The sequence below is a fragment of the Alcanivorax sp. genome (assembly GCF_019431375.1).
Lineage (GTDB): Bacteria > Pseudomonadota > Gammaproteobacteria > Pseudomonadales > Alcanivoracaceae > Alcanivorax > Alcanivorax jadensis_A.
In genome coordinates, this window is the sequence record NZ_CP080267.1 from 3,532,501 (window position 1) to 3,555,142 (window position 22,642).

Consider the following 22,642-nt stretch of genomic DNA (forward strand, 5'->3'; position numbering starts at 1 on the left):
AAAGCTATTTAGGTAGCGCCTCGGACGAATACCACTGGGGGTAGAGCACTGTTTCGGCTAGGGGGTCATCCCGACTTACCAAACCGATGCAAACTCCGAATACCAGTGAGTACTATCCGGGAGACACACGGCGGGTGCTAACGTCCGTCGTGAAGAGGGAAACAACCCAGACCGCCAGCTAAGGTCCCCAAATTCCAGTTAAGTGGGAAACGATGTGGGAAGGCTCAGACAGCTAGGAGGTTGGCTTAGAAGCAGCCACCCTTTAAAGAAAGCGTAATAGCTCACTAGTCGAGTCGGCCTGCGCGGAAGATGTAACGGGGCTCAAACTGGATACCGAAGCTGCGGCAGCAGACTTGTTCTGCTGGGTAGGGGAGCGTTGTGTAAGCCTGTGAAGGTGTGTTGAGAAGCATGCTGGAGGTATCACAAGTGCGAATGCTGACGTGAGTAACGATAATGGGGGTGAAAAACCCCCACGCCGAAAGACCAAGGTTTCCTGCGCAACGCTAATCGGCGCAGGGTGAGTCGGCCCCTAAGGCGAGGCAGAAATGCGTAGCTGATGGGAAACGGGTTAATATTCCCGTACTTCTTATAACTGCGATGGAGAGACGGAGAAGGCTATACCTACCGGGCGTTGGTTGTCCCGGGGAAAGGTCGTAGGCTGAGGTGTTAGGCAAATCCGGCACCTTAAGGCTGAGAACCGAGACCACTGGTCCTTTGTGACCGGGAAGTGGTTGATGCCATGCTTCCAGGAAAATCTTCTAAGCTTCAGGTTATAAGGAACCGTACCCCAAACCGACACAGGTGGTTGGGATGAGTATTCTAAGGCGCTTGAGAGAACTCGGGTGAAGGAACTAGGCAAAATTGTACCGTAACTTCGGGAGAAGGTACGCCGCTGACGGTGACGAGACTTGCTCTCTGAGCTATTGGCGGTCGCAGTGAAAAGGCCCCTGCAACTGTTTATTAAAAACACAGCACTCTGCAAACGCGTAAGCGGACGTATAGGGTGTGACGCCTGCCCGGTGCCGGAAGGTTAATTGATGGGGTTAGCTTCGGCGAAGCTCTTGATCGAAGCCCCGGTAAACGGCGGCCGTAACTATAACGGTCCTAAGGTAGCGAAATTCCTTGTCGGGTAAGTTCCGACCTGCACGAATGGCGTAATGATGGGGGCGCTGTCTCCACCCGAGACTCAGTGAAATCGAAATCGCAGTGAAGATGCTGTGTACCCGCGGCTAGACGGAAAGACCCCGTGAACCTTTACTATAGCTTCACAGTGGACTTTGAACCTGCTTGTGTAGGATAGCTGGGAGACTTTGAAGCGGTGACGCTAGTCATCGTGGAGTCGTCCTTGAAATACCAGCCTGGCATGTTTGAGGTTCTAACCTAGGCCCGTTATCCGGGTCGGGGACATTGTGTGGTGGGTAGTTTGACTGGGGCGGTCTCCTCCCAAAGAGTAACGGAGGAGCACAAAGGTACCCTCAGCACGGTCGGACATCGTGCAACGAGCGTAAAGGTAGAAGGGTGCTTGACTGCGAGACCTACAAGTCGAGCAGGTGCGAAAGCAGGTCTTAGTGATCCGGTGGTTCTGTATGGAAGGGCCATCGCTCAACGGATAAAAGGTACTCCGGGGATAACAGGCTGATACCGCCCAAGAGTTCATATCGACGGCGGTGTTTGGCACCTCGATGTCGGCTCATCTCATCCTGGGGCTGAAGCCGGTCCCAAGGGTATGGCTGTTCGCCATTTAAAGAGGTACGCGAGCTGGGTTTAGAACGTCGTGAGACAGTTCGGTCCCTATCTGCCGTGGGCGTTGGAGATTTGAGAGGAGCTGCTCCTAGTACGAGAGGACCGGAGTGGACGAACCTCTGGTGTTCCGGTTGTCACGCCAGTGGCATTGCCGGGTAGCTACGTTCGGACGGGATAACCGCTGAAAGCATCTAAGCGGGAAGCCTCCCTCAAGATGAGATCTCCCTGGGGGCTTGACCCCCCTGAAGGGCCGTTGAAGACCACAACGTTGATAGGCTGGGTGTGGAAGCGTTGTAAGGCGTGAAGCTAACCAGTACTAATTGCCCGTGAGGCTTGACTATATAACACCAAAGCAGTCTCGGCTCCGAGAGCCAGGACAGCAAAGAGACGGTGTCAGAGATAGACGCTTGCACCATTGAATAGCAAACTTCTCGTTCCCATTTGGCTTTGCCGGTGAGCAGTGTAGTACACCGGTAAGGCAACCTAATTTGGTGACCCTGAGACAATCAGGAAAACCAAACCAGTTTGCCTGACGACCATAGAGTGTTGGAACCACCTGATCCCATGCCGAACTCAGAAGTGAAACGACATATCGCCGATGGTAGTGTGGGGTCTCCCCATGTGAGAGTAGGTCATCGTCAGGCTCTTAAATAAACAAAAGACCCCCGCCACGAAAGTGTCGGGGGTTTTTTGTTTTATACAGGATCACGGTGATCAACACTCCCTACCTCGCGGCAACGCCGCCATCCCCTCAAGGGGGGCCGAGGTGTGACAAGCGATGCCCCGCAGGGGCCAGCTTGAGGCGCCGCAGGCGTCCCGCAGGGATAGCAAGCTTGCTTGCTATCTAAGTAGGTCATCTCCCAAGCCACAAGCCAGAAGCTAGAAGCTAGAAGCCAGAAGCTAAAACCACCCCTTCGCCATGCAAGCATGGCTCCAACGAATCGGTGCCGCCCCGAACCTCGGCCCCTGTAACCAAACCGCCACCCGGCCGTCATCCCCACTACCCGCCAATCCTCCACGCTCATAGCTCCACTACAAGCAATGAGTCCAGACCATGCTGTTGAATATCATCCTGATCACCATGGCTATCGCGTTACTGATCTACCGTTACCGAAAACTCATGTATCACTTCCGTACAGTAGAAGCGGGCAAACTCTATCGTAGCGGCACACTGGGGCCGATCGGTTTGAGAGTGGTGCACCGTATCCTGGGTGTGAACACGATCATCAACCTGCGTCTCGAATCGGAATACGGCAAGGGGGCTTGGTATGAGCGTCAGATCCGCTATTGCCGTCACCAGGGAATCAGGCTGGTGAATATTCCTATGGCGCAGGATACTCCGCCCTCCGAAGAACAAATCCGGACATTCCTTGTAGAACTGGACCGTGATGACAGCCGTTGCCTTGTGCATTGCGAGATGGGAGTAATACGAACCGGGATGATGGTGGTTGCCGTGGCCACACGTCGATATGGGGTTCGTGCCAACGCGGTATGGAAGCACTTTCCGTTATTCGGTCACAAACTGGATGGGCGCCGTCAGCCCGTGAAGGCTTTTATTATGCGCTGTGCCGGCCTGACAGAGCCTTCAACCCAGTAAAGGGCTGTCACTGGGAAGGTGGAGCCTGAGGCGGTCGGGGACCACGGCAATGTCGAACTTGGTGCTCTGTATGGGTTCCCCGTCCAGGTTCAGATTCATGGGGCTAGGGGTTTTGATGCTGAGGGAAGAAACGCGTGAGCGCACGAACAGGCCTTCCTGATCAGGGGCCTGGCGCGCCTCACTGTCAAACAGCTCCTTGACGCCCGCTAGCAGATCCATCTGGGCTGGCAGGATGGCCACATCCAGCAAGCCATCATTGACCAAAGCATCCGGGCAAAGACGCTGCCCGCCCCCTGCCTGGCGGCCATTGCCCAGACCAAGGGCAAGGAACTCGCCTTGCCATTCGAATTCTCCGTTACTGAAAAAGCCTTCGGCCGCCTGAATTTCAGAAAAGCGGGTCAATCCGGTGAGAAGGTAAGCTGCGCCACCCAACATGCTTTTCAAGTCTTCGGATGTCTGTGTGGTCACTTCTGTTCCGAAGCCGCCGGTGGCCATATTCAGGAAGTAGTGATCATTAACTCTAATCACATCGCTGGGTTTGGCGGGGGATTCCAGCAGACTGAGTGCCTCAGGGGTCGTGTCAGGGATGCCGGCTGCGGTCGCAAAATCGTTAGCGGTACCCAGAGGCAGAATAGCCAGTGACAGGTTATCCCTGTCACTGGCCATCATGGCATGGACAATATCCCTCACCGAGCCATCGCCACCACCGGCAATCAAGGTGTCAAAGCCGAGGTCGAGGGCTTCACGTACACAACGTTCCGCATCGCCGGCTTCCCAGGTGACGCGCACTTCAAGTTCGTGACCTTTGTCTCGCCAGTCCATCACTGCATGGCGAACTTCTTCATTGGCAGCCTGTTTGCCATGCAGAACGAGCAGACTTCTTGTCGTCACGGCATTCCTGCCTTTATGGAGTGGTAATGACTTCTTCTTCCGGCAAGTCGGCGACCTCTGTCTGTTCAGCCGTCACGTTGACATTGCGTTGTGCGGAAAATGTCAGGTCGTCATCGCTATCAGGCATGTCGTCCAGTGCCTGACAGGTAAAGGCCACGGTGTAATCGCCTTCCGGTACAAACCCTATCTGGTATTCGTAGCTATCACTATCAGGGTTGTAGGTTACCGTAGCAGTTGTGACAGGATTGTCGCTGTCAGCTGGATTCCCCTGATCATCCACAAAAACATCACCCGTGACCGCATCATTGCCGGTGAAAAGATACACTGCGTTGCCTTCAAGGGTGTCACCTTCCATCACAGAGGTGCATGCTTCGTCATTAATCAGCGCATCACTGACTGTGCCTTCAATGATGCCAACCGTACTGTTATCAACGATACGAATTGCCGGCCGAAGCAGATAATAGTCTTTGTTAGCCGGTTTGGTGATAGCCCGGCGGAGATCGACATCCAGAGTGAAGTTCACTTCACCGTCGACAGGAACGACAAAGCCGCTGACCAACTGGACATGCCGTTCGCGGTCCTGGTTATTCTGCTGGCCGGGAACATACAGGGGGAATTCGCCACCATTATCATCGATCACATACGTGTTGCCGTCTCCGCTTTGCACATACAGCCGAATCCAGTTGTAGCGTCCGGCGGGAACCGTGGTGGTGGGCATAATCACGGTGGACTCGGCGCCTTGCAGCGCCAGCAGATCTTCAATGACCAGAGGCTCATCCAGGTCTCGGCGAATCATGCCTCCTTCTGCTGGCTTGAGTGCAACCGCATTCAGGGTGAGCTGCACCCGGGTGAGATCGTCTGCGGGCGCGTCCGTCATTGATAGCTGAACATCACCAGTTTGCGGCTGTGAGGGGTTGTCGCTGCTGGAGCCGCCGCAGGCAGCTAGGAGGGTGCCGGTAGCCAGGATAAAGAGTGTGCGCTGCATGTTGTTTCCTCCCTGTTTGCTGTTTCATTTAATGTACGTGGCATAGCGGAGAAGGGATGTGATGGGGCGCGGGACTTTACAACTCTTAACGATTGGTGGCTGTTGCAGGGTTAATTGCCGTAATCTATCGGTAAAATTAAATAATAGTATTTTTCTATTGTTGGCTAACTGCAGATGATTGATCGAAAGGAGGTGGCCAATGCTCAAGACATTCAGTTTCGGTGCAATGCACATTACGGTGGCGTTTCTGGTCGTCTGGGCAATGACTGGTGACTGGCGGATTGGTGGGGCGACAGCCCTTGTGGAACCCTGTGTGAATACGGTGGCCTACCACTTTCACGAGAAGATCTGGAAACGAGGGGCCCGTGGTGGGGCCGTGAGCGGAACGGTCATGGCGTAGGATAAACTCAGTGTTTACTCTGCCATGGCCGTTAGTTAAGCTAGCGCACAAGTATACATTCTGAGGGGTATTTGTCAGGTGCAGAATTCAAGCAGTGACATCGATGCGATCCGCCAGGTGGTGAATCAGGTGCTGGAGGTGCACGCCCGGGAAGAGGGGGGGCAGCGCTCCCAGGCCCGGTCGGAAATTCTGATCCACTCCATGCAGGTGTTTGCCCAGCGGGGTCTGCAGCGCACCACTGTGCAGCATCTGCTGGATGCTTCCGATGTGTCCCGACGTACCTTCTACAAGTATTTCCGTAACAAGATGGACGTGCTGGAAAGCATCTATCGCATCTTTGTGGACAATATGCTGCTGCACTTCCACAAGGAGGTGAAGCAGGCTTCTTCGGCCCGTGACATCATCCGTAATACCACCAAGGTTTACTTTGACTACCACGTAAGTATGGGGCCGATCATCAAGCTGATGATGGAAGAGGCGCGCTCCTCGGCCTCTGCACTGGCGCCTCACCGGATCCGGGCCCAGGATATTGCCTCCGAGGTGCTCACTGCCCAGATTAGCCGTTACACCGGCAAGAGCTATGAGCCCCTGGTGTTCCGAACCATGCTGTGGATGCTGGAAAACTATTCCCTGTATATCTTCGAGGATGGCGGCTTTTCCCAGGAGCGACTGGACCTGTGCGAGAAGGTCGCCATCGGCATTGCCGAATCCCTGGTGCTCGGAGAGGTAACGCCGGGCATGCTGGAACGCCCGGCATCCTGAGTCTGTAATGGTGTTGCCGGTTTTATTCTGGCTTCACGAATTTCAGCGTCATGCGATCACTCTCCCCGATCGCCAGATATTTCTCCCTGTCCTGATCACCCAGCCGCAATGACGGTGGCAGCGTCCATACCCCGGCGGGGTGGTCGGCGCTGTCCTGCGGGTTGGCGTTGATTTCCGACTGTTTTGCCAGATGGAAGCCGGCTTTCTCTGCCTGTGCGATCACATAGCTTTCGGTCATGTAGCCGCTTTCAATCTGCTCTTCCAGTGAGCGTCCCTCCGGCGCACGATGTTCTACTACGCCAAGAATGCCACCGGGTTTCAGAGCCTTGAAGAAGCTGGCAAAGACCGCTTCCGTCTTGCCTGCCTTGGCCCAGTTATGCACATTGCGGAACGTGAGCACCCGATCGGCGGTGCCTGCGGGGGCAATGTCGCTGTAGGCTGGCGGATATAGATGGGTGATGCGGACCTGATCGTAGAGAGCCGGGTGTTTCGTCAGGTGCGCCTTGAACAGGGTCAGTGAGCGGGTGTAATAGCTGATGTCACTGTCCGGCGGAAACTGGGCGGCGTAAAAGGTGCCATCCTCGCGCAGGTAGGGTGCGAGAATGGCGGTGTACCAGCCCTTGGCGCCGGGCCAGACTTCCACCACGGTCATGTCCTTTTTCACTCCGAAAAAATCCAGGGTCTGCACCGGATGCCGGTAGTCGTCGCGGGCTTTCTCTTCTGCGCTGCGGTGTGGGGCGGAAAGGATATCGTCGAGGAGGCGGCTTGCGACAGGGAAAAGGACAGCAGTGCTGTCAGGGCTATCAGAATGCGCATGATCTCGTCCTGTTCTCGTGTTTATCGTAGGCCGCGGATCAACACCTTCATATAGTCTGCGGCTTGTTGTTCCAGGCTGCCTTCGCCGGTGAGCGCCCAAGTGTAGGTGGTGCCCACCACCAAATTCACCATCATCAGGATGGTATCGCGGGTTGGCAAGGCTACAAAGTAGCCATCCTTTCGCAGTTCCTTGAAGAAGGCATCTGCCACCGGCAGGTTCTGTTCCATCAGGGTCAGATACTGGCGCTGGATATCGCCCATGAAATCCCGAGGCTTCCTGAATCAGCACCCGGGAGAAATTCTGGTTCTGTTCCAGGTAGTGGGCCACGTTGCGGCACAGGTTTTCCAGCCGTTGCAGGGGCGGAATCGTGCTCATCAGGTCGGCAAAAATGATGTCGCGGATGGTGTTGAGGTTTTCCTCCACGATGGTCAGCAGCAGGGCGTCTTTGGAGGGAAAAAACTTGTAGATGGTGGCCTTGCCCACGCCAGCCTGCACGGCAATGGTTTTCACCTCGGCGCTGCGGAAGCCTTCGTTGGCGAAGACTTCCTGGGCGCAGGCAAGTATGCGGGCGCGGCGGGGATCATCCATGATGGCCTTCCGTTACCGGTTACAGATATTTGATTTTTTCCAGCTGCTCTTCGAGCTTGGCCTGCTGGGAACGGTAGTCGTCCAGTTTGGCCTTTTCCTTGTCAACCACTGCCTGGGGCGCCTTGTCCACAAACTTGGGGTTCTTCAGTTTGACCTCGGCGCGGCCCACTTCCTTGCGCAGTTTGTCGATTTCTTTAGACAGTCGTTCGATTTCTGCGTCCTTGTCGATTAGCCCGGCCATGGGCACCAGAATTTCCATATCCCCGACCAGGGCAGTGGCGGAGGCCGGGGCGGAATCATCCGCGCTCAGCCAGGTGATGGATTCCAGCTTGGCCAGTTTGCTGAGGAAGGTGCGGTTGGCATCCAGCAGGGCCTTGTCACTGTCCTTGCCGTTATGCAGGAACAGAGGCAGGGCCTTGCCCATGGGGATACCCATTTCGCCACGGATATTGCGCACCGCAGTGATGACAGCCTTGACCCATTCCGCGCCGGTTTCCGCTTCTTCATCAATCTTGCTGGCGTCGCTGGCCGGGAAGGCTTGCAGCATGATGGTGTGACCGCTTTTGCCGGCCATGGGGCCGATCTTCTGCCAGATTTCTTCGGTGATGAAAGGCATGAAGGGGTGAGCCAGACGCAGTATGGCTTCCAGCACGGTCACCAGGGTGCGGCGGGTGCCGCGCTTCTGGGCCTCGGAGTAGTCGTCGCCCCACAGCACCGGCTTGGAGAGTTCCAGGTACCAGTCGCAATACTCGTTCCAGATGAACTCGTAGGCGGCATGGCTGGCCACGTCGAAACGGAAGCTGTCCAGGGCCTCGCTGACTTCCCGCTCGGCGCGCTGAAGAGCCGAAATAATCCAGCGGTCTGCCAGAGACAGTTCCACCTCTCCGCTCAGACCGCAGTCTTCACCCTCGGTGTTCATCATCACGTAGCGGGCGGCATTCCAGATTTTGTTGCAGAAGTTCCGGTAGCCCTCGATACGGCCCATGTCCCATTTGATATCGCGGCCGGTGGAGGCCAGCGACAGGAAGGTGAAGCGCAGGGCATCGGTGCCGTAGGGGTTGATGCCGTCCGGGAAATCCTTGTGGGTGCGCTTGGTGATCTGCTTTTCTTTCTGCGGCTGCATCAGCCCCTTGGTGCGCTTTTCCACCAGTGCATCCAGGGTGATGCCGTCAATCATGTCCAGCGGATCGAGCACATTGCCCTTGGACTTGGACATTTTCTGGCCGTCGTTATCACGCACCAAGCCATGCACATAGACCTTCTTGAAGGGCACCTGATCGGTGAACTTAAGGGTCATCATGATCATCCTCGCCACCCAGAAGAAGATGATGTCGAAGCCGGTGACCAGCACATCGGTGGGGTGGAAGGTGCGCAGGGCGTCGGTATCTTCCGGCCAACCCAGGGTGGAGAAGGTCCATAGGGCGGAGCTGAACCAGGTGTCGAGCACGTCTTCGTCCTGGGTCAGGGGAATATCGCCTAGGTTGTTATTGGCGCGTACTTCTTCTTCATTGCGGCCCACATAGACGTTGCCGTCGTTGTCATACCAGGCCGGGATGCGGTGGCCCCACCACAGCTGGCGTGAGATGCACCAGTCCTGAAGATCACGCATCCAGGAGAAATACATGTTCTCGTAGTTCTTCGGCACGAACTGGATATCGCCGTTTTCCACGGCGGCGATGGCCGGCTTGGCCAGCTCTTCCACGGCCACGAACCACTGGTCGGTCAGGTAGGGTTCGATCACCACGCCGGAGCGGTCGCCGCGGGGCACCTGCAGGGTGTGGTCGGCCACTTTTTCCAGCAGACCCAGAGCATCCAGATCATCCACTACCTTCTTGCGGGCGTCGACCCGGTCCATGCCGCGGTAGGGTTCCGGTACTTCGTCATTCAGCGCTGCATCAATGGTCAGAATATTGATCATCGGCAGGTCGTGGCGCTTGCCCACTTCGTAGTCGTTGAAATCGTGGGCCGGGGTGATCTTCACGCAGCCGGAGCCGAAGTCCGGGTCCACGTAATCGTCGGCAATGATGGGGATATCACGATCTGCCAGCGGCAGGCGAATGGTCTTGCCGATCATGTCCTTGTAGCGCGGGTCTTCCGGGTGCACCGCCACGGCGGTGTCACCGAGCATGGTTTCCGGGCGGGTGGTGGCCACCACCAGGTGCCCGGAACCGTCGGACAGCGGATAGCGGAAGTGCCACATGTGGCCCTGTTCTTCCACGTTTTCCACTTCCAGATCGGAAATGGCGGTATGCAGGGTCGGGTCCCAGTTCACCAGCCGCTTGCCGCGGTAGATTAGGCCTTCCTTGTGCAGGCGCACAAAGACTTCACGTACCGCGTTGGACAGGCCGTCGTCCATGGTGAAGCGCTCGCGGGTCCAGTCCACGCTGGCGCCCATGCGGCGCAGCTGGCGGGTAATGGTGCCGCCGGATTCGCCTTTCCACTCCCAGACTTTCTCCAGGAACTTGTCACGGCCCAGTTCGTGGCGGTTGGTGCCTTCCCCGGCCAGCTTGCGCTCCACCACCATCTGGGTGGCAATACCGGCATGGTCGGTGCCTACCTGCCACAGGGTATTGCGGCCCTGCATGCGACGGTAGCGCACCAGGGTGTCCATGATGGTGTCCTGGAAGGCATGGCCCATGTGCAGGCTGCCGGTCACATTGGGGGGCGGAATCATGATGCAAAAGGAATCACCCTGGCCGGACGGCTTGAAATAACCGGCTTTTTCCCAGTTTTCGTACCAGGCCTGTTCGATGCGATCGGGTTGATAAGTCTTGTCCATGAGTCCGCTTCTAAACCAGTAAAAAATGAGGGCGAATTATAGCGGAGCAGGGCGGCGGCGTCGCGGGTTGCGGGAAAACCCGGTTGCCGGAGCCAGGTGAGGGGGTATCCGGGAAAGCGAGGACTTACGACTTTTTGCGCAGGGCGGCGCGCAGCTTCAGGCGCAGGGCCTTTTCCAGTTTCGGCAGGGCCTCAGCCACCAGCTCGTCAATCACCGCATCAATATCGGCATTGTTCAGCGATGGGCGGGCCGCAGAGGGTGTTGGTGCAACAGTTGCCGGAGCCGGATTGCCCTGTGGGGCAGGCGCCGGGGTGCCGAGAAAGGGGTTGCTTCGTTCGCTGGCCAGCTTGCGGATCTGTTCCCGATCCAGGGCACTGCGATCGGATGGGGAGCGTGGTGGCGCCGTCTCGGCATCGTCCAGCAGGGACTGCACATCGCCAAGCTCTTTGAGAAGCTCTTTTTTGCGTGACTCCCGGTCGCTCATGGTGGTGTCCGTGGGGTGTTCAGCCCAGTTCGTGGGTGGTGACCGGGAAGCCCCGCTCACGGTAAAAGCGGAATCGCTCGCGCCCAGCCTGTCTTTCATTCTCGGCGCCGCTGATCATCTCTGCAACCCGCTGGAAACGGGAGGCAAAATCCGGCACCTGATCGGTCAGGTTGATCAACACATCGTGGTGATCGCCGGGGTCTCCGCCGTGGCCCAGAATGACTGGCGCGTCCCCTTGCTGCTGGATTGCATGGGGAAGGAAGCCAGCGGAAGGAGCTTGCCAGAACTGGTCGTCCAGTTGTCGTGCATGGTCCGCATCCCGGCAATGAATATAGACCAGGCGGCCCTGTTTCTGGGCCTTGTCAGCAATGCGCCAAGCCAGGGCCTGGCGGACGCCATCGCCGGCCTTGTTGCTCAGGTAGAAAGTGACTTCAGTCATGGGAGGCCCGTGTCATTACATAAAGCGCGGCACGCCCGGGGGCGCGCCGCGAATGTTTGAGACGAATCAGCACTGGTCCATCAGGTAGCGGGTCAGCATGGGTACCGGCCGGCCGGTGGCGCCTTTGCTCATGCCGCCGCTGATCCAGGCGGTGCCAGCGATATCCAGATGGGCCCATTTCACGTCTTTGGCAAAGCGGGACAGGAAGCAGGCCGCAGTGATGGAGCCAGCTTTGGGGCCACCGATGTTCTGCATGTCGGCGAAGGGGCTGTCCAGCTGGCTCTGGTACTCGTCCCACAGAGGCATGGGCCAGCCGCGGTCGCCGGTTTGCTGGCCGGCGGCCAGCAAAGCCTGACTGAGGTCATCGTCGTTGCTGTATACCGCCTGGGCGTGGGCGCCCAGGGCAACCACGCAGGCACCGGTGAGGGTGGCCACGTCGATAACGGTGTGCGGCTTGTGCTTCTGCTGCACATAGGTGAGAGCGTCGCACAGCACCAGCCGGCCTTCGGCGTCGGTGTTGAGGATTTCCACGGTCTGCCCGGACAGGGTCTTGACGATATCGCCGGGGCGGGACGCACGCCCGTCGGGCATGTTTTCCGCTGCTGCAATCACGGCCACCAGATGGATGGGCAGGTCGAGCTCGCATACCGTCTTGACGCTGCCGAACACGCTGGAGGCGCCGCCCATGTCGTATTTCATCTCGTCCATGTTGGCGCCGGGCTTCAGGGAAATGCCGCCGGTATCAAAGGTGATGCCCTTGCCGACCAGGGCCACAGGCCCTTGCTTGGTGGGTTTGGCTCCCTTGTATTCCATGACGATGATCTGGCCTTGGCGTTCGGAGCCCTTGGCCACGGCAACGAAGGCTCCCATGCCCATCTTTTCAGCCTGGGCCTGGCTGATCACCTTCACGGTGAGTTTGTCGTATTGCTTGCCCAGGTCGCGGGCCACGCCGCTCAGGTATTCCGGGTAGCAGTCGTTGGGGGGCAGGTTGCCCAGGTCGCGGGCCAGGTTGACGCCGCTGGCCACGCCCTTGCCGATTTTGCTGGCCTTGCTCAGGGCGGCATCCTTTTCCGCATGCCAGAAGGTCCACTTGGCCAGTTTGCTGCCCGGAGCCGGTTTGCTGCGGTACTGGTCGAAACGGTAGGTGCTTTCTTCCGCCACTCGGGTGCCTTCCCGCGCCTGCCATTCCAGGCTCTGTGACAGGTCGGCATCGAACAGCCAGAGTGCGTGTTTGACCGGTGCCTTGCTGACCGTTTTCACGGTGCTGCGAAGCAGGTCCTGCCACTGGATGTCGGAAAGTGGCTTGTCGCCCCTGCCGACCAGCAGCACTCGTGCGGCGCTCAGGCCTTCCGGTTGATGCAGCCAGCTCATCTGGCCCTTGCTGCCGTCAAAATCGCCGGCCTTGATGAAACGGGTAAGCTGGTCGCGGGTGCTCTCCGGCAGCGTCTCGGGGAGATCGCCGTTCTTGCCCAGCACCAGAATCAGCGCGTCGGCTTTGAATTTGTCCAGGGGCCTGTTGCTTACTGCGAAGTCCATGCTGTCTCCAAATCAATCAAGGTATGACACGCGGCAAAACGGGTTGCCAGTGCAAAAAACAGTGAAATATTGGGCTGTTCGGCAGTCAAACGCAATCGGAGTGCAGCAGCAAGGCCGATCATTTTGCTGGTGAAGCTGCCACCATCGTTGGTATTTCGCTTCGCATCATTATCACCTTGGCCGGCCAGTCAGTTACACTAGGGCCCATTCACTGCTGCCGCAGGTACCTGAAGGTCCGGTTGCCCGCGCGGTATGTGCCGGTGCCGCAGGCTCTCAGCCCTGCCGTTTCAGGCGTCGGTGCCTTTTTGCAGACAAGGATGAGTGGGCCAGCCCTTGATTCTTCACCGTTATATTAACCGGCAAGTCTTCATGACCACCGTCATGGTCACCTTTATTCTGGTGATGGTGCTGGTCAGTGGACGCTTCATCAAATACCTCGCAGAGGCCGCCGCCGGTGAAATCGCCGCTGATGCACTGTTCCTGGTAATGGCGTTCCGGATGCCGGAATTTCTGCAGATGATCGTTCCCCTGAGTCTCTATATCGGCCTGCTGCTGGTGCTCGGGCGCATGCATATGGACAACGAGATGGTGGTGCTGCAGGCCGGTGGCCAAGGCAATAGCCGGATTGTTCGTTCCCTGATACTGCCGATTCTCATGGCTACCACCCTGGTGGCCATGTTTTCCCTCTATGTGACACCTCGCGGGGATGCGGAGGTCAATCGCATTTTTGAAGAGCAGAAGGACCGCTCTGTGCTGGAGCTGCTCACCCCGGGACGCTTCCATGTAAAGGGCTCCAGCAATACCCAGCGTGCCACCTATGCGGAACAGATGAACCGGGAAAAAGGGGTGCTGGAGAATGTGTTTGTGGCAGATGCCCGTTTCCAGGCCCGGGGTGAAGCGGATCGCCTGCTGACGGTATGGGCCAAGAGCGGCAAGCTGGTTCAGGAGGATGGCATCAGTTATCTGCTGCTGACAGAAGGTTTCCAGTATCAGGGCAAGCCGGGCCGGAGCGACTATAAAGAAATCGGCTTCAAGGAAGCGCGGGTACGGATCGGCAAGGAGCGTACCGACAGTCGCCCTCCCAAGGTCCGTGGCCGGCCGACCGCGGAATTGATCGAGGAACGAGACAATAGTCGCGATGCCATGGCTGAACTGCAGTGGCGTATTTCCCTCATTCTTACCGTACCGATTATGGCACTGGCGGCGATTCCGCTGGCCCGGGTCAATCCGCGCCAGGGGCGCTTTTACCGGCTGATCCCGGCGGTGCTGGGCTACATGCTGTATGTGGGTATGCTGCTGGTGACACGTAGTGCCATTGAGGATCATGAGGGGGCATTGCCCTGGTATCTGCATACCGGCTGGGTGCATTTGGTAGCCGTGGTGGTGGTGTTTCTGTTGTATTTCGGTGGGCGGATTTTCCGTCGCAGGAGGCGGGCGTGAGACTGTTGAAACGCTACTTCTGGCGGGCGGTGCTGATACCCACCCTTGCCATCCTTGGCATTATCGTAGGCCTGGATTGTCTGTTCGGGTTTATTTACGAACTGGAAGGCCTGCGTGGTGATTACCAGGCCATGCAGGCCCTGCAGTTTATCCTCACGACAACGCCGCGCCGGGTGCACGAATATCTGCCAATGGCGATTTTGCTGGGCACGCTGATCGGCCTGGGCTTGCTGGCCAATAGTGGTGAGTTGTCGGTGATTCGGGCCTCCGGTGTTTCTACGCTGAAGGTAAGTTGGCTGGTGTTGCGCCCGGTTTTCCTGCTGATTCTCCTGTCCATCCCTCTCGGTGAGTATCTGACCCCTTATTCGGAACAGGTGGCGCAGAGTAACCGTTCCATGGCCGAGGGGGGTGGCGAGGCGCTACGTTCCAAATACGGTTATTGGCACCGGGAAGGCGCAGAGTTTATCCATATCAATGCGGTGCAACCTAATGGCGTGCTCTACGGGCTGACCCGTTATCGTTTTGATGATAATCACAAACTGGTAGAAACCCAGTTTGTGGAGCGGGCGATTTACCAGGGGGATTACTGGTCATTGGAGGGCATCAAGGGAACCCGACTTTCCGATGAGGGCGCTGAAATATTCAACCGCGACAACGCTCAGTGGCAAACCAAACTGACCCCGCAACTGCTCAGCATTGTGGTACTGGAGCCGGATCATCTGGCCATGGCCAAGCTGCTTGAATACACCGATTACCTGAAGCGTCAGGGGCTGGAAACCGCCGACTACATGCTCAGTTTCTGGCAGAAGCTGTTCATGCCGCTGGCCACCATCGGAATGGTGTTGATTGCCATTTCGTTTGTGTTTGGTCCACTGCGAGAGGTGACCATGGGCCTGCGCCTGACGGCGGGGATTGTGGCTGGGCTGATCTTTCATTACGGCCAGCAGTTCTTTGGCCAATTATCGCTGGTATTTCATACCGAACCATTGATGGCGGCGGTTGTGCCCCCGGCACTGTGTCTGATCCTGGGTGTCTGGCTACTGCAACGGGTCCGCTAATAATGACAGTCTGGAGGGGGCAGGGACGCACCCATAAAGGGCGCCGGCCTGCCAACGAAGACACCCTGGTTTGCCGGGACGACGAAGGGCTCTGGGCGGTAATCGATGGCATGGGGGGGCACGATGCCGGTGATCTGGCCGCCACTATTGTTCGAGAATCCCTTGACGCTGTAACGCTGGGGGGCGGTATCGCTCACCGGCTGATGGCCGTGGAGTTCGCACTGCAGAGCGCTAACCTCGCCATTCGCCACCATGCCGCCTTGCATTTGGGCAGCAAGCCCATGGGCGCCACCGTGGTGGTGTTGCTGATCTATCGGGATGAAGCTGCAGTGTTGTGGTCCGGCGATGCCCGGCTTTACCGCCATGCCGGCAAGGATGCCGTCATGCTGACCCGGGACCATACCCCGGTGCAGGCCCTGGTGGATGCGGGGGACATTGATGAGCGCCAGGCCATGTCACACCCCCGTGCCCATGTGATCTACCAGGCTATCGGCAATGGCGACATGCTCGAACTGGAGCAGGCGCGTTTCGATATTTCAGCGAACCAACAGTTTTTGCTGACCACGGACGGGGTGCATTCAGTGCTCACGGTGGGCGACTTGACGCGCTTGCTGACGGAAGGGGCCAGCGAATCGGCCATCCTCAAGGCAGCCCTCGATGCCGGTAGCCGGGATAATGTGACAGCGATAAAAGTGTCCGCCGATGAGCATTAAGAGTAGACAAATATCTGTCTAAGGCTGGCAAAGCCGTCATCTGCTGGTATACTCGCGCACCACTGCCAGAGTGGTGGAATTGGTAGACACGACGGATTCAAAATCCGTTGCCTTCGCGGGCGTGCCGGTTCAAGTCCGGCCTCTGGTACCAGACGAATAAAAAAGCCCGCTTTGTGCGGGCTTTTTTATGGGCGCAGCAGGCGCAAAGATGCAAGCCGCCCGCCCCTGAAAGGGAGTGACCTGATGGAAAAGCTGCAACCTGCCGGTTTGCTCAAACGTCTGATGGCGTTGGTCTATGACGGTTTTCTGGTGATGGCCTTGTGGTTCGTGACGGCGGGTATTTTTGTGCTGGTGTATCCCCATACCGGATTGCCGGAAGAATCCATCAACGGTGTTACCCGTGCGGCGCCCGGTTACCTGAAGGGCATTCTGTTGCCCCTGTTGTTGGTGGAAACCTGGCTGTTCTACGCCTGGTTCTGGATGCGCGGCGGTCAGACCCTGGGCATGCGTGCCTGGCGGTTGCAGGTTCGGGATTACCGGGGTGGTCCAGTCAGGCTGTGGCAGACCCTGGTTCGCTTCCTGGGGGCCTTCGTCTCCTGGGGGGCATTTGGCGCCGGTTATCTGGTGGTGCTGATCGCGCCTCATCAGACTCTGCATGACCGCCTGTCCGCCACCGCCACGGTAGAATTGCCCAAGAAACCGAAAAACACCTGACTGGATCCCGCCTGTAGGAGGCTGCTTGCAGCTGAACCGGTGTCGCGGTTCGCTTGCAGGCAAGTCCCTGCGGCGATTGATAGGCGGGTTACGGTTTTTTCCTCGTGGCAGAGCAGGTATCCTTGCCTCCCCTTATAGCTTCCGTGCCGGTACAGTACGTGAACGTCGACGATTTTGATTTTGTTCTCCCTGATGGGCTGATTGCCCGCCATCCTCCCGCCGAGCGTCGTGATGCCCGCCTGTTGGCACTGACCCGGGACGCCCTTCAGCACCAACAATTCCCGGATCTGCTCTCCCATGTGCGCCCCGGTGACCTGTTGATTTTCAATGATACCCGGGTGATTCCTGCCCGCCTGTTTGGTCAGAAGGAAAGCGGCGGCAAGGTGGAAGTGCTGATTGAGCGGGTGGTGGATGATCATGAGGCCCTGGCCCATGTGCGTGCCTCCAAGTCGCCGAAGCCGGGTTCCTGGCTGCAGTTTGAAGAAGGCGTACGTGCCCAGGTAACCGGCCGCCGCGATGCCCTGTTCATTCTTCAGTTTCACGGTTGCGATACCCTGTTGGCGGCGCTGGAGCGTATCGGTCATGTGCCGCTGCCACCCTATATCGACCGGCCCGATGAAGCCGGTGACATGGAACGCTACCAGACCGTCTATGCCCGTGAGACCGGGGGCGGTGGCTGCCCCCACTGCAGGCCTGCATTTCGATGACGAGATGCTGGCGGCCCTGGAGCAATATGGGGTTGATATCGGTTTCGTCACCCTCCATGTAGGAGCTGGCACCTTTCAGCCGGTGCGTGTGGACAAGGTGGAAGACCACCACATGCACAGTGAGCGTTACCAGATCCCCGACTCACTGGTGGAGCAGGTGGCACAGGCCCATGCCCGGGGTGGCCGGGTTGTGGCGGTGGGCACCACGGCGCTGCGTGCCCTGGAAGCGGCCAGTCAGTCCGGTGGCTTGATGGCGGGGCAAGGGGAGACCGATATCTTTATCTATCCGGGCTACCGGTTCCGGCTGGTGGATTGCCTGGTGACCAATTTCCATCTGCCCAAATCCACCCTGCTGATGCTGATGAGTGCTTTTGCCGGGCGAGACCGGGTGATGGAGGCCTATCAGGCGGCCATCGACGCGCAGTACCGCTTTTTCAGTTATGGCGATGCCATGTTTATTGAGCGGGTGGATATGCCTCCCGCAGAGGGGCGTTGAATGTCTCGAATGCAGTTTTCTCTCAGCGCCACTGACGGCGCCGCCCGACGCGGGCAGATCACCTTTCCGCGCGGTACTATCCAGACTCCGGCGTTCATGCCGGTGGGTACCTATGGCACCGTCAAGGGCATGTTGCCGAAGGATCTGGCCGATACCGGCGCCGAGATCTGCCTGGGCAATACCTTCCACCTGATGCTGCGCCCGGGCACCGAAGTGATCGAGGCCCACGGCTCCCTGCACGGTTTCATGCAGTGGGACAAGCCGATCCTCACCGATTCCGGCGGCTTTCAGGTGTTCAGCCTGGGCGAGATGCGCAAGATTTCCGAGCAGGGGGTGGTGTTCAAGAACCCCATCAATGGTGATCGGGTAGAACTGACCCCGGAAAAGGCCATGCAGGTGCAACGCTCCCTGGGCAGCGATATCTGCATGATCTTTGATGAATGCACGCCTTTCCCGGCCACGGAAAAGCAGGCCCGGGATTCCATGGAGCTGTCCCTGCGCTGGGCGCAACGCTCGAAAGACGCTCACGAAGGGAATGATGCGGCTTGTTTCGGCATTGTCCAGGGCGGCATGTACGACAACCTGCGTCAGGAGTCCCTGACCGGGCTGGTGGATATCGGCTTTGACGGCTACGCCGTGGGTGGCCTGAGCGTGGGCGAGCCCCAGGAAGAAATGCTGCGCACCCTGGGTAATCTGACGCCGCACATGCCTGCAGACCGACCACGCTACCTGATGGGTGTGGGTAAGCCGGATGACATCGTCGAGGCGGTCCGGCGCGGCGTGGACATGTTCGATTGCGTGATGCCCACCCGCAATGCCCGCAATGGCCACCTGTTTACCGCCGAAGGCGTGGTGAAAATCCGCAACGCCCGGCATCGTCACGATCTGGCTCCCCTGGAGGCGGACTGTGACTGCTATACCTGCCAGCATTTCTCCCGCAGCTATCTGCATCACCTGGATCGCTGCAACGAAATGCTGGGCTCTCAACTCAATACCATCCATAACCTGCGTTATTATCAGCGCCTGATGGCTGGATTGCGGGGGGCCATTGAAGGGGGTACATTGTCCGCCTTTGTGGACAACTTCTATGCGGCGCGTGGCCAACAAACCCCTGCGCTGTAGTTATTTGAAACTGGAGTAATCAATGAAAATCGCAATGCGTTCCATCCTGGCCCTGTTGGCCACGGCCCTGATCTCCCCGGCGTATGCTGCTGCGCCTGCCGGCCCTGGCGGTGTGGAGCTGATCATGCTGGTAGTGATGATGGTGGTGTTTTACTTCTTCCTGATTCGCCCTCAGCAGAAGCGGGCCAAGGAACACAAGAACCTGGTGGAAAGCCTGAGCAAGGGTGATGAAGTGGTCACCAGCGGCGGCATTCTGGGCCGCATCAGCAAGGTCACCGATGACTTCGTGGTGGTGGAAATCAGCAATAACCTGGAAATCAAACTGCAGAAAGGCAGCGTCCAGGCAACCCTGCCCAAAGGCACCATCAAGTCCATCTAATAACAACGGTCAGCCCCGTCGAGTACGGGGCTCTTTGCAGGCTTCGCAATGCCTGTATTGCCAAGGGGTTGAAGGCGCCGTGCTTTCAATTCCCAGCCCAAAGAACCGGCAACACCGGAAAGAATTATGACCCGCTACCCCCGCTGGAAATTTTTCCTGCTACTGACCGCACTGATTGTCTGCGGCCTTTATGCGCTCCCCAATCTGTATCCCGATGCGCCTGCCATCCAGATCAGCCACGCCGAAGCTGGTGGTGAGGTTACCGATGTGGCCCGCCAGCGGGTACTGGGTGCTCTGGAGGATGCCGATCTGAACCCCGGCCCTGGTGAGGTCGTCGGTACCTCTCTGCTGGTGCGTCTGGGTGATACTGAAGCACAACTCCGTGCCCGGGAGATCGCCTCCAACCTGCTGGGTGATAACTATGTGGTGGCCTTGAACCTGGCAGCCACCACTCCTCAATGGCTGCGAGCTGTGGGCGCCAGCCCCATGAACCTGGGCCTGGATCTGCGTGGCGGGGTGCACTTCCTGCTGCAGGTGGATATGGACGCAGTGGTGACCAGCCGCATGGAAGCCTGGGCCGGGAATGCCAAGCTGACCCTGCGCGATGCCGGGGTTCGCTATCGCAGTGTGGAGGTTGATGGCACCACGATTACTGCCACCTTTGCCGACCAGGTGGCTGCAGATGCGGCCCGGGCGCCGTTGCGTCGGGCGCTGGAAAACTTTGCCATGAAGCCTGCCAGTGACAGCCCGGAAGTGGTGCTGACGCTGAATGACAGTGCGCTCAAGGAAATGCAGGACTACGCGGTGGATCAGAACCGCACCGCCCTGAACAAGCGGGTCAACGAACTGGGTGTGGCGGAAGCCGTGGTGCAGCGTCAGGGGTCTGATCGTATCGTCGTGCAGCTGCCGGGGATTCAGGATGCCTCCCAGGCTCGCCGGATTCTCGGCCGTACCGCTACCCTGGAGTTCCGGTTGGTGGATAACAGTGTGTCGTCTGCCCGCCTGCGCACCGGGGTGGCGCCGCCGGGGCTGGAGTTCTTCCCCTTCAAGGGGCAGGAAGGCCGTATTGTCGCACTGAGCAAGTCCAAGATTGCCACCGGTGATCAGGTGATTGATGCGCGCATGGGCTTCGACCAGCAGAACGGTTCACCGGAGGTGAACGTGACGCTGGATGGCGATGGTGCCAAGCGTATGCAACGCATCACCGGCAAGAATGTGGGTAATCCCATGGGCGTGCTGTTCATCGAAACGAAAACCGATGTGCAGAAATCCATCGATGCCGATGGCAATACCGTGGACAAGATGGTCAGCACCACGGAGAAGTACGTGATCAACGTGGCGACCATTCAGGATACTCTGGGCAGTCGCTTCCGCATCACCGGCCTGGATAATCCTGCGGAAGCCTCAGAGCTGGCTCTGCTGCTGCGAGCCGGTTCGCTGGCGGCGCCTGTGAGTATTGTCGAAGAGCGTACCGTGGGACCAAGCCTGGGGGCGGAAAACATCGAAGCCGGTCTCAAATCCATGGCGCTGGGGCTGGCCCTGGTGCTGATCTTCATGGCGGTCTGGTACAAGGTATTCGGGCTGGTGGCCAATGTGGCTCTGCTGGGTAACCTGGTAATCATCGTTGGCATCATGTCACTGATTCCCGGTGCCACCCTGACCCTGCCCGGCATCGCCGGTATCGTGCTGACCGTGGGGATGGCGGTGGATGCCAACGTGCTGATTTTCGAGCGGGTGAAAGAAGATCTGCGTCGGGGCCTTAAACCGTTGCAAGCCATTGAAGAAGGCTACGGCAAGGCTTTTACCACCATTCTGGATGCCAATATCACCACCCTGATCGTGGCGGTGATCCTGTTTGCTGCCGGTACCGGGTCGGTACAGGGGTTCGCGGTAACCCTGTTCATCGGCATTCTCACTTCCATGTTCACGTCTATCATCGGCACCCGTGCCATGGTGGAAATGATCTACGGTCGCGGTGCCCGTGCACCGGCCAAACTGAGTATCTGAGGCGGTGATGGCGATGAGTAAGGAAGAAATGAACATCAATTTCATGGCTGCCCGGAAACCGCTGGGCATTCTGTCCATTGCGCTGGTGGTCATCTCAGTGATTCTGTTGGTGACCCGTGGCCTGAACCTGGGCCTGGATTTCACCGGCGGCACCACCATCGTGGTGAAAAGCCCGGTGGATGTGTCACTGTCCCAGACCCGGGCTGACCTGACCGAAGCGGGTTTTGGTGATGCGGTGGTTCAGCATTATGGCTCGCCCAAGGAAGTGAATATCCGTGTGGCGCCCAAGGACAGCGTGGATGCGGACAAGATCGGCTATGTAGTGTTCGACGCGCTCAAGGCGGGCAACAGTGATCTGGAATTGCTGAAAGTGGAGTTTGTCGGCCCGCAAGTGGGCGATGAGCTGCGCGATGAATCCGGCACCGCCATGTTGCTGGCGCTGGGGCTGATGATGCTCTACGTCTGGTTCCGCTTTTCCAACAAGTTCGGTGTGGCCACGGTGGTGGCGCTGTTCCACGACGTGATCATCGTGCTGGGCCTGTTTTCACTGCTGCAATGGCAGTTTGATCTGACGGTGTTGGCGGCGGTGTTGGCGCTGATCGGTTACTCACTGAACGACTCCATTGTGGTGGCGGACCGGATTCGCGACGAGTTTCGCAATACCCGGGAAACGGATCCGCAAGCCATTATCAATGGTGCGGTGAACCAGACCATGACGCGAACCATCAATACTTCTTTAACCACCCTGTTGGTGCTGGTCGCCCTGTTCTTCTTCGGCGGTGAAGTGATGAAGGCGTTTTCTGAAGCGCTGATCGTGGGTGTTCTGGTGGGGACTTACTCCTCCATCTACGTGGTGACTAACATCCTGTTCATGATGAAGGTCGACAAGGAAGACTTCCTGATTCCGGAACCGGAAGAGCTGGATGAAACACCATAAAGGCAGTGAATAGTTAACAGTGAATAGTTAATAGCTAAAACCAAAAAG

The 22,642-nt window shown here is 58.1% G+C and carries 19 protein-coding genes, 1 tRNA gene, 2 rRNA genes and 2 pseudogenes (1 of these 24 cut by a window edge); 15 read left to right on the forward strand and 9 right to left on the reverse strand.

The annotated features are described in order from the left end of the window. The 3 genes from KZ772_RS16590 to KZ772_RS16600 all read left to right on the forward strand — a co-directional run. Nucleotides 1-2,084, forward strand: a 23S ribosomal RNA gene (locus KZ772_RS16590); it begins 808 nt to the left of the window's first position. A gap of 187 nt (nucleotides 2,085-2,271) precedes the next feature. After that, nucleotides 2,272-2,387: ribosomal RNA gene (gene rrf, locus KZ772_RS16595) — 5S ribosomal RNA — on the forward strand. 410 nt (nucleotides 2,388-2,797) lie between these two features. Further along, the gene (locus KZ772_RS16600; protein WP_290537561.1) at nucleotides 2,798-3,340 is read left to right on the forward strand and encodes a tyrosine-protein phosphatase; all 543 of its coding nucleotides are present in this window, start codon (nucleotides 2,798-2,800) and stop codon (nucleotides 3,338-3,340) included. Here the strand turns inward: KZ772_RS16600 and yegS are convergent. Continuing rightward, entirely contained in the window at nucleotides 3,329-4,231 is a 903-nt protein-coding gene (gene yegS / locus KZ772_RS16605; protein ID WP_290537562.1) for a lipid kinase YegS, read from the reverse strand. The two genes, KZ772_RS16600 and yegS, sit on opposite strands and share 12 nt — an antisense overlap. 13 nt (nucleotides 4,232-4,244) lie before the next feature. After that, nucleotides 4,245-5,216 (reverse strand): DUF4382 domain-containing protein, encoded by a 972-nt coding sequence (locus KZ772_RS16610; RefSeq protein ID WP_290537563.1) that lies wholly within the window; start codon nucleotides 5,214-5,216, stop codon nucleotides 4,245-4,247. A 199-nt stretch (nucleotides 5,217-5,415) separates the two neighbouring features. Between KZ772_RS16610 and KZ772_RS16615 the strand changes: the two genes are divergently transcribed. Both KZ772_RS16615 and KZ772_RS16620 read left to right on the forward strand, forming a co-directional pair. Further along, entirely contained in the window at nucleotides 5,416-5,616 is a 201-nt protein-coding gene (locus KZ772_RS16615) for a DUF2061 domain-containing protein (RefSeq protein ID WP_290537564.1), read from the forward strand. Nucleotides 5,617-5,694: 78 nt separating this feature from the next. Then, a complete protein-coding gene (locus tag KZ772_RS16620; protein WP_290537565.1) occupies nucleotides 5,695-6,378 on the forward strand; it encodes a TetR/AcrR family transcriptional regulator in 684 nt (227 codons plus the stop codon). Nucleotides 6,379-6,400: 22 nt separating this feature from the next. Here the strand turns inward: KZ772_RS16620 and KZ772_RS16625 are convergent, their stop codons facing one another. The 7 genes and pseudogenes from KZ772_RS16625 to KZ772_RS16655 form a co-directional block, all read right to left on the reverse strand. Then, nucleotides 6,401-7,042 (reverse strand): methyltransferase, encoded by a 642-nt coding sequence (locus KZ772_RS16625; protein ID WP_290539525.1) that lies wholly within the window; start codon nucleotides 7,040-7,042, stop codon nucleotides 6,401-6,403. 173 nt (nucleotides 7,043-7,215) lie between these two features. Beyond that, the gene (locus KZ772_RS16630; protein ID WP_290539526.1) at nucleotides 7,216-7,455 is read right to left on the reverse strand and encodes a hypothetical protein; all 240 of its coding nucleotides are present in this window, start codon (nucleotides 7,453-7,455) and stop codon (nucleotides 7,216-7,218) included. Nucleotides 7,456-7,684: 229 nt separating this feature from the next. Beyond that, nucleotides 7,685-7,783 (reverse strand): annotated as a pseudogene (locus tag KZ772_RS16635) (TetR/AcrR family transcriptional regulator); the annotation flags it as partial. A 19-nt stretch (nucleotides 7,784-7,802) separates the two neighbouring features. After that, nucleotides 7,803-10,562, reverse strand: coding sequence for a valine--tRNA ligase (locus KZ772_RS16640; protein ID WP_290537566.1), 2,760 nt, complete (start codon nucleotides 10,560-10,562; stop codon nucleotides 7,803-7,805). Between the two features lie 124 nt (nucleotides 10,563-10,686). Further along, entirely contained in the window at nucleotides 10,687-11,046 is a 360-nt protein-coding gene (locus tag KZ772_RS16645) for a hypothetical protein (RefSeq protein ID WP_290537567.1), read from the reverse strand. A gap of 19 nt (nucleotides 11,047-11,065) precedes the next feature. Further along, on the reverse strand, nucleotides 11,066-11,485 hold the full coding sequence (locus tag KZ772_RS16650) for a DNA polymerase III subunit chi (protein ID WP_290537568.1): 420 nt from the start codon (nucleotides 11,483-11,485) through the stop codon (nucleotides 11,066-11,068). Nucleotides 11,486-11,551: 66 nt separating this feature from the next. Beyond that, on the reverse strand, nucleotides 11,552-13,021 hold the full coding sequence (locus KZ772_RS16655) for a leucyl aminopeptidase (protein WP_290537569.1): 1,470 nt from the start codon (nucleotides 13,019-13,021) through the stop codon (nucleotides 11,552-11,554). A 321-nt stretch (nucleotides 13,022-13,342) separates the two neighbouring features. Between KZ772_RS16655 and lptF the strand changes: the two genes are divergently transcribed. From lptF to secF, 10 genes and pseudogenes are all read left to right on the forward strand, one after another. Continuing rightward, the gene (gene lptF, locus KZ772_RS16660) at nucleotides 13,343-14,461 is read left to right on the forward strand and encodes an LPS export ABC transporter permease LptF (RefSeq protein WP_290537570.1); all 1,119 of its coding nucleotides are present in this window, start codon (nucleotides 13,343-13,345) and stop codon (nucleotides 14,459-14,461) included. Continuing rightward, complete coding sequence (gene lptG, locus KZ772_RS16665) at nucleotides 14,458-15,519, forward strand: LPS export ABC transporter permease LptG (protein ID WP_290537571.1); 1,062 nt, start codon at nucleotides 14,458-14,460, stop codon at nucleotides 15,517-15,519. The genes lptF and lptG overlap by 4 nt, the downstream gene beginning before the upstream one ends. 2 nt (nucleotides 15,520-15,521) lie before the next feature. Continuing rightward, nucleotides 15,522-16,232 carry a PP2C family serine/threonine-protein phosphatase gene (locus tag KZ772_RS16670; RefSeq protein ID WP_290537572.1) on the forward strand — a complete coding sequence of 237 codons (711 nt, stop codon included), beginning with the start codon at nucleotides 15,522-15,524 and terminating at the stop codon, nucleotides 16,230-16,232. 64 nt (nucleotides 16,233-16,296) lie between these two features. Next, nucleotides 16,297-16,383: transfer RNA gene (locus KZ772_RS16675), tRNA-Leu, on the forward strand. Between the two features lie 92 nt (nucleotides 16,384-16,475). Then, the gene (locus KZ772_RS16680; protein ID WP_290537573.1) at nucleotides 16,476-16,946 is read left to right on the forward strand and encodes an RDD family protein; all 471 of its coding nucleotides are present in this window, start codon (nucleotides 16,476-16,478) and stop codon (nucleotides 16,944-16,946) included. A gap of 158 nt (nucleotides 16,947-17,104) precedes the next feature. After that, a pseudogene (gene queA, locus KZ772_RS16685) lies at nucleotides 17,105-18,149 on the forward strand (tRNA preQ1(34) S-adenosylmethionine ribosyltransferase-isomerase QueA). A 9-nt stretch (nucleotides 18,150-18,158) separates the two neighbouring features. Further along, nucleotides 18,159-19,271: a tRNA guanosine(34) transglycosylase Tgt gene (gene tgt / locus KZ772_RS16690; RefSeq protein WP_290539494.1), complete on the forward strand. Its 1,113-nt coding sequence runs from the start codon at nucleotides 18,159-18,161 to the stop codon at nucleotides 19,269-19,271. Nucleotides 19,272-19,305: 34 nt separating this feature from the next. Then, nucleotides 19,306-19,650: a preprotein translocase subunit YajC gene (yajC, locus tag KZ772_RS16695; protein WP_300147644.1), complete on the forward strand. Its 345-nt coding sequence runs from the start codon at nucleotides 19,306-19,308 to the stop codon at nucleotides 19,648-19,650. Nucleotides 19,651-19,776: 126 nt separating this feature from the next. Continuing rightward, nucleotides 19,777-21,657, forward strand: coding sequence for a protein translocase subunit SecD (gene secD / locus KZ772_RS16700; protein ID WP_290537574.1), 1,881 nt, complete (start codon nucleotides 19,777-19,779; stop codon nucleotides 21,655-21,657). Nucleotides 21,658-21,670: 13 nt separating this feature from the next. Then, nucleotides 21,671-22,594, forward strand: a complete 924-nt coding sequence (gene secF / locus KZ772_RS16705) for a protein translocase subunit SecF (RefSeq protein ID WP_290537575.1) — start codon at nucleotides 21,671-21,673, stop codon at nucleotides 22,592-22,594. Nucleotides 22,595-22,642 lie beyond the last annotated feature (48 nt).

Bases quoted from the DNA above. Each gene is read 5' to 3' on its own strand.
- KZ772_RS16680 (WP_290537573.1), top strand. From the start codon at position 16,476: ATGGAAAAGCTGCAACCTGCCGGTTTGCTCAAACGTCTGATGGCGTTG.
- yajC (WP_300147644.1), top strand. From the start codon at position 19,306: ATGCGTTCCATCCTGGCCCTGTTGGCCACGGCCCTGATCTCCCCGGCG.
- KZ772_RS16615 (WP_290537564.1), top strand. From the start codon at position 5,416: ATGCTCAAGACATTCAGTTTCGGTGCAATGCACATTACGGTGGCGTTT.
- KZ772_RS16655 (WP_290537569.1), bottom strand. From the start codon at position 13,021: ATGGACTTCGCAGTAAGCAACAGGCCCCTGGACAAATTCAAAGCCGAC.
- secF (WP_290537575.1), top strand. From the start codon at position 21,671: ATGAGTAAGGAAGAAATGAACATCAATTTCATGGCTGCCCGGAAACCG.
- KZ772_RS16650 (WP_290537568.1), bottom strand. From the start codon at position 11,485: ATGACTGAAGTCACTTTCTACCTGAGCAACAAGGCCGGCGATGGCGTC.
- KZ772_RS16645 (WP_290537567.1), bottom strand. From the start codon at position 11,046: ATGAGCGACCGGGAGTCACGCAAAAAAGAGCTTCTCAAAGAGCTTGGC.
- tgt (WP_290539494.1), top strand. From the start codon at position 18,159: ATGCAGTTTTCTCTCAGCGCCACTGACGGCGCCGCCCGACGCGGGCAG.
- KZ772_RS16600 (WP_290537561.1), top strand. From the start codon at position 2,798: ATGCTGTTGAATATCATCCTGATCACCATGGCTATCGCGTTACTGATC.
- KZ772_RS16630 (WP_290539526.1), bottom strand. From the start codon at position 7,455: ATGGGCGATATCCAGCGCCAGTATCTGACCCTGATGGAACAGAACCTG.
- KZ772_RS16640 (WP_290537566.1), bottom strand. From the start codon at position 10,562: ATGGACAAGACTTATCAACCCGATCGCATCGAACAGGCCTGGTACGAA.
- secD (WP_290537574.1), top strand. From the start codon at position 19,777: ATGACCCGCTACCCCCGCTGGAAATTTTTCCTGCTACTGACCGCACTG.
- KZ772_RS16670 (WP_290537572.1), top strand. From the start codon at position 15,522: ATGACAGTCTGGAGGGGGCAGGGACGCACCCATAAAGGGCGCCGGCCT.
- KZ772_RS16610 (WP_290537563.1), bottom strand. From the start codon at position 5,216: ATGCAGCGCACACTCTTTATCCTGGCTACCGGCACCCTCCTAGCTGCC.